Annotated in this window: 9 protein-coding genes; 2 read left to right on the top strand and 7 right to left on the bottom strand. The window is 48.0% G+C overall.

Annotated elements, in window-relative coordinates; genetic code table 11:
* Positions 1 to 2: 2 nt before the first annotated feature.
* Positions 3 to 1499, bottom strand: coding sequence for an MFS transporter (locus tag ORJ01_RS06480; protein WP_226750469.1), 1497 nt, complete (start codon positions 1497 to 1499; stop codon positions 3 to 5).
* Positions 1500 to 1670: 171 nt separating this feature from the next.
* Positions 1671 to 2528, bottom strand: coding sequence for a LysR substrate-binding domain-containing protein (locus ORJ01_RS06485; RefSeq protein ID WP_306177347.1), 858 nt, complete (start codon positions 2526 to 2528; stop codon positions 1671 to 1673).
* 96 nt (positions 2529 to 2624) lie between these two features.
* On the opposite strand from ORJ01_RS06485, the gene ORJ01_RS06490 reads away from it, so the two are divergent.
* Together ORJ01_RS06490 and ORJ01_RS06495 are read left to right on the top strand one after the other, a co-directional pair.
* On the top strand, positions 2625 to 3629 hold the full coding sequence (locus tag ORJ01_RS06490) for a TDT family transporter (RefSeq protein WP_306177348.1): 1005 nt from the start codon (positions 2625 to 2627) through the stop codon (positions 3627 to 3629).
* Positions 3630 to 3680: 51 nt separating this feature from the next.
* Positions 3681 to 4481 (top strand): sulfite exporter TauE/SafE family protein, encoded by an 801-nt coding sequence (locus tag ORJ01_RS06495; RefSeq protein ID WP_226750472.1) that lies wholly within the window; start codon positions 3681 to 3683, stop codon positions 4479 to 4481.
* Positions 4482 to 4523: 42 nt separating this feature from the next.
* Here ORJ01_RS06495 and ORJ01_RS06500 read toward each other — a convergent pair whose 3' ends face one another.
* From ORJ01_RS06500 to ORJ01_RS06520, 5 genes are all read right to left on the bottom strand, one after another.
* Positions 4524 to 6386, bottom strand: a complete 1863-nt coding sequence (locus ORJ01_RS06500) for a glycoside hydrolase family 13 protein (RefSeq protein ID WP_306177349.1) — start codon at positions 6384 to 6386, stop codon at positions 4524 to 4526.
* Between the two features lie 66 nt (positions 6387 to 6452).
* Entirely contained in the window at positions 6453 to 8891 is a 2439-nt protein-coding gene (locus ORJ01_RS06505) for a TIM-barrel domain-containing protein (protein WP_306177350.1), read from the bottom strand.
* 9 nt (positions 8892 to 8900) lie between these two features.
* On the bottom strand, positions 8901 to 10808 hold the full coding sequence (locus ORJ01_RS06510) for an alpha-amylase family glycosyl hydrolase (protein ID WP_306177351.1): 1908 nt from the start codon (positions 10806 to 10808) through the stop codon (positions 8901 to 8903).
* 102 nt (positions 10809 to 10910) lie between these two features.
* The gene (locus tag ORJ01_RS06515; protein ID WP_306177352.1) at positions 10911 to 12119 is read right to left on the bottom strand and encodes an EAL and HDOD domain-containing protein; all 1209 of its coding nucleotides are present in this window, start codon (positions 12117 to 12119) and stop codon (positions 10911 to 10913) included.
* A 98-nt stretch (positions 12120 to 12217) separates the two neighbouring features.
* Positions 12218 to 13474 carry a DEAD/DEAH box helicase gene (locus tag ORJ01_RS06520; protein WP_226750477.1) on the bottom strand — a complete coding sequence of 419 codons (1257 nt, stop codon included), beginning with the start codon at positions 13472 to 13474 and terminating at the stop codon, positions 12218 to 12220.
* Positions 13475 to 13559 lie beyond the last annotated feature (85 nt).

The following is a 13559-nucleotide window of genomic DNA, read 5'->3' on the forward strand; positions in this document are numbered from 1 at the left end:
AGTTACTCCTGTACCAAATCAGTTTTCACACGTAGCACATACAGCGCCGCAATAATGTAACTTACCCCGCCAATCGCCAACGCATAAATAGCTTGCCCTTGGAAAAAGTAGCCGACCAAACTTCCCAAAATGGCCGCAGCCAGCAGCTGTGGTAGCACGATAAAGATATTAAACATGCCCATATACACCCCCATTTTATTGGCTGGCAGGCAGTTGGAGAGCATCGCATAAGGAAGTGATAAAATGGATGCCCAAGCGATACCAATACCAATCATCGGGATCCAGAGTAAGGCCGGATCCTTAATAAAGAAAAAGGCGAATAGCCCTAAAGCGCCACAGCATAAATTAATCGCGTGTGCCTTTTGTGTGCTGGTAGCTTTAACTAACAGCGGGATCAGTAGGGCCGCAATTGCCGCAAAACCGTTGTAAACCGCAAATAACACACCAACCCAATCGGCACCATCGTTATAAGCGACCGATGTGGTATCCGTGGTGCCATAGTGATAACTGGTCACCGCCGCCGTGGTATAGATCCACATGGCAAATAACGGAAACCATGAGAAAAACTGCACTATCGCCAATTGCCGCATGGTGCTTGGCATAGTAAATAAATCATCGACCAGTTGTACCAGCATATTGCGATTTTGCTGTTGCTTAAACCAGCTCGCCAGCCACTGTAATACCCCAAAGCTGGCGATAAGTGCGCCCAGTAAATACAGTTGCTTATCTAACTGCGCAGAAGCGACAGCAATCATTGCTGCCACACCCACCACCACGGCAACTGCGCCACTGCGCCAATAGTTTGCGGCAGGCGTTGCACGCTCAGCGACCGGCTGAGCCGCTTGTTCAGCCGCATCGAAGGCAGCTAATTGCGCAGGGCTATATTCTTTCGAGGAAATAATCGTCCAGCCAACTGAAAGAAATAATACGGCACCACCGGCATAGAACGAAAACACCACCGAGTCAGGGATCAACCCCTCTGCCGCCGTATTCGACACACCAAACCAATTGCTCATCATCCAGGGCAGCGCCGACGCCACCACGGCACCGACACCGATAAAGAACGATTGCATAGCAAAGCCGGTGGGGCGCTGCTGTTTATTGAGGTTGTCGCCGACAAACGCCCGGAACGGTTCCATCGTGACATTGATGGCCGCATCTAATAGCCACAACATCCCTGCAGCAATCCACAAGCTTGGTGAATTGGGCATAAAAAACAATGCCGCGGTGGTGGCCAGTGCACCGTATAAAAAGAAGGGCCGACGCCGACCTAATTTAGTCCACGTTTTATCACTGAAATGGCCGATAATCGGTTGTACCAACAAGCCCGTTAACGGTGCGGCAATCCACAGAATAGGAATTTGATCCATATCTGCGCCCAACGTTTGGAAAATTCGGCTAACATTGCCATTTTGTAAGGCAAAACCGAATTGGATACCGAAAAATCCAAAACACATGTTCCAGATCTGCCAAAAGCTGAGGTTCGGCTTAGTTTGCATAAGTATGTTCTCTATCGTCGCGGTTGTTATTATTGTTACCCACTCGGTTGGCCACAGCCGCCAAAATGGGTAGAAAACCTGTCAGCCTGATTGATACCGCCATTTGTTTACGACTACAAGATGAATACGTATTCAATGCGCCAAAAGTGTGCAAGCCAACCCATCCGTTATTCAAGGCTGACACAGCGCGATAAATTGCCGTGCTAACACCGAATGGTACTTTTGTTTATGCCAAACTAACTGCAATTGTCGCGTAAAAGGCGTCGGTAAGGTAATTTTCGCCAGCCGACCATAGTGCAAACGATCGGCGGCCGCAGCGGCAGAAATAAAACTCAGCCCCAGCCCTGCTTCAACGGCCTGCATGATCGCCTCTGGCGAGTTAAATTCGGTAATCGCCGTGATCGTCGGCAAATGTGGGGCAAGATGGCGATCAAACTGCGCTCGACTGCCCGAGTGCGCTTCGCGTAACACCCAGCTTTGCTGTTGTAAGGCGTGATAGTGGTGCACTGTTGTTCCGGCGAGCGGATGGTCGGCTTTGGCAATAATATACATTTCGTCTTGCCGCCACGGTTGGGTGATCAGATCTGGGAAAGGGTTATCTCCTTCGATCAGCGCTAAATCAAGTTCAAACTGCAGCACTTGCTGACACAGCGTATAGGTATTATCGATACTGACTTTAAATTGCCCTGGCGCTAATTGGCTCAATAAGCGGGGTAATAAATAATTACCAATGGTTTGGCTGGCTCCTAAGCTCAGTTGGCCTTGTGGTGTGTTTTGTTGAAATAGATGTTCAATGTCTGACACTCTGGCCAAAATTTCATCGGCTAACGGCTGTAATAAGCGCCCTTGTTCATTGAGTTTTAAGCGCGGGTGTACCCGATCAAACAGCGGTGCACCTAGTTGCGCTTCTAATTCATTTAAGGCCTGCGAAACCGCCGCCTTACTTAAATACAGTTCGCTCGCCGCACTGCTTAAATTCCCTAACCGAGCAATACAACTAAATACCTGCAGCTTTCGAATAGCAATCATGTTCGGTTTATCCTAACGCTAGGTTAAAAACGTTCAGATATGCTAAAGCAAAAGTGAGCGCTATCCTAGCGTCATTCTGTAAATTGGAACCATGACATGTCAAACGATCGCACTGATCTCACTCGCGCCATTCCAACCCCCTTGGCCGCGTTAGCATTAGGCATAGCCAGTTTGGGCTGGTGCTGGGATAAAGCATTGCAATTACAAGGCGCGCTGCAAACCGCAGCGGCATTGTTCGCCTTGGTATGCCTTAGTTTGTTACTGTTTAAGTTTATCCGTCAACCGGCGCTGCTACGCGAAGATTTAGCGAACCCGATACTCGGTGCTGTACTACCTGCGTCAGCCATGGCGTTAATGGTGATCGCCACTGCGCTACCGAGCAGCCTAGGGCGTTGGCTTTGGTCCATTGCTGTGGTGTTGCATTTATGGTTACTGGTGGCGTTTATCTGGCATCGCGTAGGCACTTTACAGTTTAATCAGCTGTTACCCGGTTGGTTTGTGCCGCCTATTGGTATTGTCACTGCCGTGGTAACCTGCCCTGCAGCCGTTTCAGAAAATGTCATACAGGGTATTTTTTGGTTTGGACTGCTCTGCTATGCCGTATTACTGCCTTTAGTGATCATTCGTTTGCTGTTCGCCGGTAGCGTCCCGTTAGCGGCAAGGCCGAGTTTAGCGGTTTTAGCGGCTCCGGCCAGTTTATGCTTAACCGGCTATCTCAGTTTAACCAGCCCAGCACAACCAATGATCGTTCTGAGCTTGCTAATATTAGCACTGGTGATGACCAGCATTATTTATGCGGCCATGCTATATTTATTAAGGTTACCGTTTTCGCCCGGCTTTGCTGCTTTTACCTTTCCCTTAGTAATTGGCGCAACGGCGCTGTTTAAAGCCAGCGAACAATTTGCGCTATGGCAACAGCCTGAAAGCGCAGCATTACTGCAGCAGCTCGCTTATCTGGAATTAGTTATCGCAACTCTGGTAACCTTATATGTCAGTTTTCGCTTTGCCGGTTATCTCTGGCAACAAAGTGCAGCGCTGCGGCCAGATACGCTAGCCAAGCAAACACACAGACTGGTTGAATCTGCTAGCAGCAAAAATTAATGAATAAAAACAGATCGGTTCGCAACCTCTAACCTAAATAAGGCTTAATACATGGCAATTGAATGGATACTGGCTTTTGTATCCTTGGGAGTGTTTGCTGGCTTTATGGCTGGTTTACTCGGTATTGGCGGCGGCGGCATTATGGTGCCTATGCTCACCAGTATTTTTGTCGCACAAGGGATCTCACCCGATTACGTGGTGCACTTGGCCCTTGGTACCTCTATGACATCTATCATGATGACGTCGCTTTCGAGCCTGCGCGTGCATCACGCCAAAGGCGGTGTACTTTGGCCAATCGTAAAAGTGATGGCCCCTTGGCTGATTATCGGCTCTTTTGCCGCCACCTTTGTCGCAGCACGGATCAGTGGCTACGCTCTCGCCGTGTTCTTTGCCATTTTTATGAGTTACATTGGGATAAAAATGCTGCGGCCGAAAAAAGCCATTGTGGCTGAAAGTAGAAACCCCAGAAAACTGGAGTTAGCGGCAGTAGGTACGGGTGTCGGCGCTATTTCAGCCTTGGTATCCATTGGCGGTGGCACCCTCACCGTACCCTATTTAAGTTGGCGCAACATCACGTTAAAGTATGCCATTGGCACCTCAGCGGCGATTGGTTTACCTATCTCGTTAGCCGGTGCCTCGGGTTATTTACTGAACGCCCAACCACAGCTGGATTTACCCTACACTGTGGGTTTAGTGTATTTACCTGGCGTTGTTTTAATCTCTGCAGCCAGTTTTTTTACTGCTCGCATTGGCGCAAAACTGGCACACAAATTACCCGTGAACACCTTGCGAAAAATCTTCGCTATTTTGTTGATCTTACTCAGCTTAAAAATGCTCTGGTACGTGCTATAGGCTATCTATATCTGGGTATATAAATAGCCATTTTTCAGCGCCTTATCTTATATCCAAGATAACACTCCCACGCGCAGGAATATTCAGTGGCTGTTGCAAACTCACGACGTTACCGGTCAGCACATTGGTGGCGGTTTTATCTGTCGCTAGCACTTCACGAAAACGCGCTAAATCCAGTGTCACAGCCTCGTGTTGCTTATTCAGCACCACCATCACCGTTTGTTGTTCGTTGTAACGAAAATAAGTATAAGTGCCGCGATCCGGCGCGAAATGTTTTAATTTACCGTTATGTACCGCACTCGCAGTTTTACGCCAATTCAGCAACGTTTTCACTAGCTGCTGCGCCTGACGCTGCGTTGCGTTTAAACCTTTACCGGTAAACGCATTCACCTGATCGCCGGCCCAGCCGCCCGGAAAGTCAGCGCGCACTTTGCCATCGTCACGCTGCTGAGGGCTGGTCATCGCTAATTCTGTGCCGTAAAACAGCTGTGGAATACCGCGCATCGTTACCAGATAACTCAGTGCCATCCGATACAAGTCTATATCTTCATTGAGCACTGAAAATAGCCGCGCTGTGTCATGATTACCTTCAAAAATCACCAAGTTAAAGGGATCGGCATACACATGATCATTACTGAGCATTTCATACAGCCTGATCCAACCACTGTTCCAGCTCTCTTGCTCCACTAAGGCATTTAATAAGGCATCGTAGAGCGGAAAATCCAACATGGCCGGCGTATGCGAGACATAACCGTCTTTATTTTGTTTACCGGCCTGCCAATACGACACGATCAATGGATTAGGGCTCCATTCTTCGCCAACAATATTAAAGTGCGGGTATTCCTGCATAATGCGCCGGCCCCATTCGCTTAAAAAGGCTTTGTCGGCATAAGAATAGGTATCTTCACGAATGCCTGATAAACCGGCATATTCCACCCACCAAATACTGTTTTGAATCAGGTAAGTGGCTAATTGTGGTTGCCGTTGATTTAAATCCGGCATGCTGTCGACAAACCAGCCATCGGTAAATAATTGGCGATCACCTGCGGCGGCATAGGGGTCTTGAATGGTACTGCGGTTGTGATTGGTTGGCACAAAGCGCCCCTTTGCATCACCGCTTGGAAAATTAAGCCAATCTTGCGTGGGTAAATCGGTCAGCCACCAATGCTTACTACCGATATGATTAACAATAATATCTTGAATCACTTTAATGCCACGACGATTCGCAGCGGCGACAAAGTCGCGGAATTGCACATTACTGCCAAAGCGTGGGTCAACTTGGTAAAAATCGGTGGCTGAATAACCGTGATAAGAATACGCCGGTTGGTTATTTTCGGTTAACGGTGTGGGCCACACCGCCGTAATACCCATGGTTGCAAGGTAAGGCAGTGCCGCTTGCATACCCGCGATATCGCCACCATGACGACCATTATCCTTTGCACGATCCACACCTTCTTGCATGGCGGGTACATTGTCATTGCTCGGATCGCCGTTGACAAAACGATCAGGGGTAAGCAAATAAATCACATCACTGCCATTAAAGCCTTGCCGCTTTGCGGAACCCAGCGCTCGCGAAAGCAGCGGATAATCATAGCGAAGTGCTACCTTTGCTCCCTGCTTTAGTTGCAGCGGCAACTGCCCGGCTTTTGCCTCAGCAGCGATAATGAGCTCCACAAATAAATAATTGGGATTGTCAGTGCGCGTGACCTTGCTAATCGTGACCCCGGGGTAAGTTAACGCAGGTGTTAAGCTACTGATATTTTTACCATATAACAGCAGTTCAACCGTTGGATGCTGCATGCCCACCCACCAATTTAACGGCTCTACCCGTTGTAACGTTGGCATGCTGGCGTGAAGCGATAAGTTACAACCAAGCAGAATGACAGCAAGCAGCAAAAAGCGCATGTAAGATGAGCTCCTGTTTAAGTAAACAGCGCCAGATAAAACCGGCGCTAGTGATCAGTACTGAGACTATTTAATGACAATCTGACTCAACTCAGCCTGCCACGTGAGTTTGAGATACACTTTTTTTGCCGCTTTATCGTACCAAGCCAACTGCTGGCCTTTTGCAAAGCGCTGTGGTTGCGCGACGAGTGGAATATACTGGCCATCGACATAGATTTTGTCTGGTTTGCCACGTTGATTATGTACAACTAAGGTTAGTTCGCGCTGTGCGGGTTTACCCTGATAATCTCCACCTTGGCGCTGCAACGAAAACAGCAGCTGGCCGTTGCTGTGCTCTGCGTTAAAGCTCAGCAATTCATATTGGCCTTTGGCAAGCGAATCGGGCGTTACGCCGTCATCTTCAAACATCTGGCCTTTAGCCGAGCTTACACTGGTATCCGCGTAATAATGTAGGGTAAGCGCTTGGCTAGAGTAATCTGCGGTGCGCTGGATCGGTGCCGTCATCGGGATAAAACTGCCGGCTTTGACTAACACCGGTATGGTCTGCAGAGTGACTGGACGCTTTACAACTTCGCCGCCAATAATGCGCTCTTCGTTAAAAAAATCAAACCAAATGCCAGCAGGCACATTCACCGGCCACTGCGTAACACCCGGATCTGTTACCGGTGCGACTAAAAAAGCATCCCCCCACAAGTAACTGTTGGTCTCAGTACGTAACGATGCATTGCTTTCATCAAGGAAAAACAACGGCCGCATCAGGGGTATCCCCGTTTGGCTATGTTGATAGGCCAGCGTGTAGTTATAGGGCAGCAGTTTATAACGTAAGTTTAGCCAGGGGCGCAGAGTGTCAATGACCTCATCACTGTGAAATACCGGCTCAGGGGCAATATGTTCTTGCGCATGTGGCCGATAAACTGGCTGAAACACACCGTACTGCAGCCAGCGAATATACAGCTCCGCATCAAACTGCTCACCGCCGGCAAAACCACCCAGATCAGAATGAATATAGCCAAAACCAAATAAGCCCATTTGTAGTGCCAGCTCAACTTGTGGCTTTAACCCACCCCAACTGCGGTCGACATCGCCGGTCCAAGGCACCATGCCATAACGCTGCGAACCAAGATTCCCGGCACGCATCATAATAAAAGGCCGCTGCTCGGGGAAATCTTGCCGATAGCCTTGATAGACTAATTCTGCCCAGCGCTGACCATAGGCATTGTGTACCTCATTGGCCGTCACACTACCGATCCCAGGTAACTGATGCTGGGTATCCGCCGGATGCACTTCAGGCTCACCTAAGTCGCCCCAAATACCACCAACCCCTTGCGCCAGTAGATCACGATAAATACCCCAAAACCAACTTGACGCTTCCGGTTTAAACACATCAATTAAGCCGGTATTGCCAAAATAAAAATCAAAGGTGTTTGGCTTGCCATCGGGGCCCAAGGCTATAGCACCGGCGTCAACGGCTTGCTGCCAACGCTTGGAACTGGTTAAGACGAATGGCTCAGTAACCAAAATGGTTTTTATGCCATCGGCGGCAAAGTCGGCCAGCATTTGCTCCGGTTCAGGAAAGGCCTGTTTATCCCAAGCGAGGTTGCCCATATGGCCTTGAATGTCTTTACCAAACCAATACAGGTCAATCACAATGGCATCGAGCGGCAAGTTCAAATCACGAAATTTTTGCACCACATCACGCGCTTCGGCTTCTGTACGATAACCAAAACGCGACGCATAATTGCCTAAAGTCCAACGCGCCGGTAACGGTGCCTGACCACTCGCCGCTGTGTAGTTAGCAATCAGCTCTGGCGTATTTTGCCCTGCCACCACGATATAAGCACTACGGCCACCTTCGGCTTGAAAAGCCAAGGTATCGGCTTGGCTATGACCCAGATCCAACTCGCCGCTAGCACCATTATCAAATAGCAGCATGTAGTTTTTACTCGACATCACCCCAGCCAAACTAAAATACATCTGGTCTGATTCGGTGCTATAACCATAATGTGCTTTGTTATACAGCGGTAATTTATGGCCACGGCGATCCATACCCAGCACGCGCTGGCCACCGCCAAATAACATCTCTTCGGGCGTTAAGCGAAACTTAAAAGCAATTTTTGTAGCGTCGGGTTGCAATAAACCCGCAATATCTTCAGTCAGTAATTGCTCACCTTGATAAAAACGTAATGTCAGTGGGCTTTTTTGTATTTCGACCCGCAAGCGGGCGCTTTGCAAGATCAGCTGCTCAGGCTGTTGCTGCAAGGTTAGTGCTACTGCAGGTGTTTTATCGGCTAAAATCAGTGATGGCAGCTGCTGCCGCCCTTCCGGCTGATACCACACTTCGACCGCCGCTTCGTGTAGAAAGCGCACACTCACTTGGCCACGGTCGGTGGTTAAAATAAGCTGGTTATCATTAACCCGATGTGATTGATAATGTTCCGCCGCGCCGAGTAGCAGCGAGGCAAACAGCAGCGCACTACACACCAACGATTGAAAATAACGTTGCATAGTTTTTCCTTAACGCACCAATTGATATACCAAAGAGCCCAGTGGTGCCAACTTCACCGCAATACGGCCTTCACCATTGGTCACTACTAGTTCATGGTTTACACCCGTTAACTGTTCATGTAATGCATATTTGCCATCGGCTAATTGCCATCGCTGCATGAGCGTGCGAGGTAATTGCAGCTGAAATTCGACTGACTCTGTGGCATTGAAATGGCTAACCACCACCAATTGTTGTTCGTTAGAAAACCGTGCAAAAGCCAATTGCTGCTCGGAATAAGCACTGCCTGCCGCTAAATTTAGCGTATGCAATTCCACATAATCACCGTTTAATGCCGGCGCTTCGCGACTAAAGCTAAGCAAGCGTTGATAAAAATGCCGCAAGTTCATTTCGGCGGGCGTCAATGCGCCACCATCAAACTTCCCGCCATTCACCCAGCGCTGATGATGCGGTACGCCCCAATAATCAAAAATCGTGGTGCGACTCGCTTTGCCAAAACCGGCATCCTCACTCGCCGGTTCACCGACTTCTTGGCCAAAATACAGCATGGTGGGTGAACTACTGATTAACGTTGAGACCACCATGGCTGGCATGCCTTTACGCGCATCTCCAGCAAACTCGGGGCTGGCAATGCGCTGCTCGTCATGGTTTTCTAAAAAATGCAGCATATGGTGTTCAATATCCGCCATGCGCTGCTGCACCTGCACTAAGGCTGAGGTAGGTCCTTTGCCTTGCATCACTAATTTTAAGCTGTCGTAAAATTCAACCTTGTCATACAAATAGTCCATTAAACCCAACTGAATATAGTCGCGATATAGCGCTGGCTGATACACTTCTGCAAGTAAAAATGCTTGCGGATTAGTGTGTTTGATATGCGCGTTTAAATAACTCCAAAACTCCACGGGCACCATTTCAGCCATATCATAACGAAAGCCATCAACACCCAGCTGCAGCCAATATTGCGTAATATCACGGAATTTCAACCAAGAGTCGGGTACCGACTTACCTTGCCAAAACTGATAATGCGCTTGCCAATCGCGCTTTGCATAATCAGCCGGCAAGCGTTCAAAATCATAACTGCCATCAGGCCGCACACCATAATTGATTTTGACCGTTTCATACCAATCATCAAAGGCGGGTTTGGCCGCTCGTGCACCATTACCTGTCCATTTCGCCGGATTTTCGTTAAATTGGCCATCAGCCAACGGATGCGCTTGCCCCCCTAACACTTGATAATCAGCGGGCCAGTCAGGTACTTGAAAGGCTTCGCCAGGCACATAGTAAAAGTTATTGTCTCGCGCATAGACCACACTGGTATCATCATTCGCGCCAAAATCAGCCACGCCAGCAGGTTTCGCCAGCGACTGATAAGAGCGCGCCACATGATTGGGTACAATATCAATTAACACCTGCATGCCATGCTGGTGAGTACGCGCAATCAACGCTTGGAATTCTTGTAAACGCTCAGCAGGATCAACCGCTAAATCAGGATTTACACTGTAATAATCTTTTACCGCATACGGCGAACCGGCGCGGCCTTTCACTACATCTGGATCGTCATCACTGATACCATAAGCACTATAATCGGCAATAAGCGCATGATGTGGCACACCGGTAAACCAAATATGGGTGGTCCCCAATGCTTTGATGCCACGTAGGGCGTCATCATTGATGTCATTAAATTTACCCACGCCATTTTGCGCCAGCGAACCCCAGGGTTTGTTAGTACTGGTGGTATTGGCATAAATACGAGTAAACATTTGATATACCACCGCCTTGCCCTGTGCAGCGGTGTGTTCCGAGTCTGCGCTAACCACGGCTAGCGATGTTGCGGTGTGCGATGCGGGTGTGGGGGCTTTATCACAGCCGGCCAACACTGCGAGTGCCGCCAAGCTCAATAAGCGAATTCTTTTTATCATCTTGCTGCTACCTATTGGGTTGATCCCAATAAGTTACCGCAATTTTTGATGCAAGCATTGCCTTTTTTTGGTGCATACGTATGCAACAGGTCGATACCCAAATTAGGGTTGCAACACTTGCTCAGTCCATAATACGGCTTCTTGATAAAGCTCCTGCAAGTCGGTCAGTGGATCGAGAGCCTGTTTTAGTTGCTCCATTCTTGGCCAATCAGCTTGTTCAAAGGCTTCGATCAATTGTAAAAATTGCCCTAACACGCCTTTTCTTGTTAACAGTGCTTGTTTTACATTGTCTAACAGCGGTAATTGTTGCAATAACTCGGCTAGCGGTTGCTCGACTATTTCATGCACATTTGAAAACAGCCCAGTCAAAAATGCGCTCGGCGGATTGTCGGGCAGATTTTTTTGTTTGGCGAGCTGCCCGCAAAAGTAAGCCCGCACTAAAGATTGGGTGATCCGCTCATCAATGCCGCCATCCGCTAAATTGGCTAACACTAACAACGAAATAAATTTCTTTAATTCCGTTTCGCCCATAAAGACCATGGCATGCTTTAAGGAAGAAATTTTTTCTGCACGCATGGGCCCGGAATTATTAATAAAACTCAGCAATTTATAAGATAAGCCCACATCGCGCTGACAACACTCGGCTAGCCGATTAAAATTCATTTTGCTGGATGATGCTTCAGCAATTAACTCCAATAAGGTCGTTTTGTTTACCGGTAATTGTTTGTGCTTCATCATCTCTGGGCGAGCGAATAGATAGCCTTGAAACAAATGAAAACCCAAAACCTTTAACTGCTCAAATTGTTCAGCGGTTTCTACACGCTCGGCTAATAAGATCAATGGAAATTGTTTTAACTCGCGTAATTTGTTGCTAATTTGCAGCATGTTAAACTGCTGAATATCAACTTTTAAATAGGTAATGTAAGGTAAAAAAGGCCGCCATTTTTCATCAAAGTCATGATCATCTAACGCTAATTTATAGCCGCGGTCATGCAAAAACTTTAAGGTATGCAACAGCTCCTCAGAGGCAGGAACCGATTCTAATACTTCAATGACCATACTTTCTGGGCGAATTGACGTGGGAAAGTGATAAATCAAGGTGTCTTCAGAAAAATTGATAAAAGCGAGTTTATTGGCGGCGACTTTTTCGACACCCAACAATAAATGATGTTGCATCAAGAGTTTAGATGTCGCCTCATCGGCGTTTATATTGGGAAAGGCATTCGCCTCACCATCTCGAAACAATAGCTCGTAGCCGATAGTCTCTTTCGACACATTAAAGATGGGTTGTCTTGCAATAAAACCATACATATTATGTAACCCTAAAGCACTACCGATTGTCAGTATAAACTTTAACGCTACTAGCACAAGAGCGCAGCAGAATTAATCCGCTGCGCAATCAAAAAGCTTTAATGTTTTTGCGAAACGCTACGCTGACCTGCTCGGTGATCGCGTGCCTGTGGTCTTTTTGCTGCAACGGCCCGAGGTGCTTTGCTATTAGCCGTGGTAACAGGTAAAGGTTGCTGCGGCGTAAAACCGGCAATCACCTGCCTTGGCAGTAGTTGCTTAATTAACCGCTCAATACCCACCAACTCTTTTAACTCTTCTGCACACACTAATGACACCGCTAAACCTGCGGCGCCAGCCCGACCTGTGCGGCCTATGCGGTGCACGTAGTCTTCAGGAACATTGGGTAATTCAAAGTTGACGACTTGTGGCAGTTGCTGAATATCTAAACCACGGGCGGCGATATCAGTCGCCACTAACACCCGTACTCCGCCCGCTTTAAATTCAGCGAGGGCTTTGGTACGGGCGTTTTGGCTTTTATTACCATGTATAGCCATAGCCGTGATGCCCGCTTTTTCTAGTTGTAGCGTTAGCTTGTTGGCGCCGTGTTTGGTTTTGGTAAACACCAATACCTGCTGCCATTTATGCTCGTTAATTTGTTGAATGAGCAAGGCAGCTTTTTGGCTTTTATCTACCGGATACAGCCACTGTTCGATGCGCTCGACCGTACTGTTTGGCGGAGTTACCGTCACTTCTAATGGGTCGTTTAACAGACCTTTTGCCAAAGTACGAATTTCGTTGGAAAAGGTTGCCGAAAACAACAGGTTTTGCCGCTTAGGGGGTAATAACGCTAAGATTTTTTTAATGTCGCGAATAAAGCCCATATCAAGCATACGGTCAGCTTCATCTAACACCAGCACTTCAAGCTGATTAAAGCGCACGGCATTTTGTTGATATAAATCCATTAAACGGCCTGGCGTAGCAATCAGAATATCAACGCCTTTGCGAAGCGCCATCATTTGCGGGTTAATTTTCACGCCACCAAACACTAAAGTGCTACGCAGTGGTAAGTATTTACCATATAACGCCACGTTTTCTGCGATTTGCGCAGCTAACTCGCGGGTTGGCGTTAAGATTAAAGCACGCACTTGGTTAGCTTGTACTTTACGTCCTTGCGTTCGGCCTTCCGCTAATAATTGTAATAAGGGTAAAGTGAAGCCGGCCGTTTTACCGGTTCCGGTTTGCGCAGCCGCCATTAAATCGCGCCCGGCTAATACGGCAGGGATGGCTTGTTGCTGGATAGGTGATGGTGTGGTGTAACCTTTTTCTGCTACAGCTTTTAAAATGTCAGCCGATAACGGTAAATCTGTAAATTGCATGCGTATTCCCGCAATTGTCGCTGCGAAAATCTCTGCCCGCAGCTGCAGTGCCCTTCCAAATGAAGGGCGCGCAGCTTACATGAAA

This window comes from Alishewanella sp. SMS8 (assembly GCF_030737935.1).
In the GTDB taxonomy this organism is placed as follows: domain Bacteria; phylum Pseudomonadota; class Gammaproteobacteria; order Enterobacterales; family Alteromonadaceae; genus Alishewanella; species Alishewanella maricola.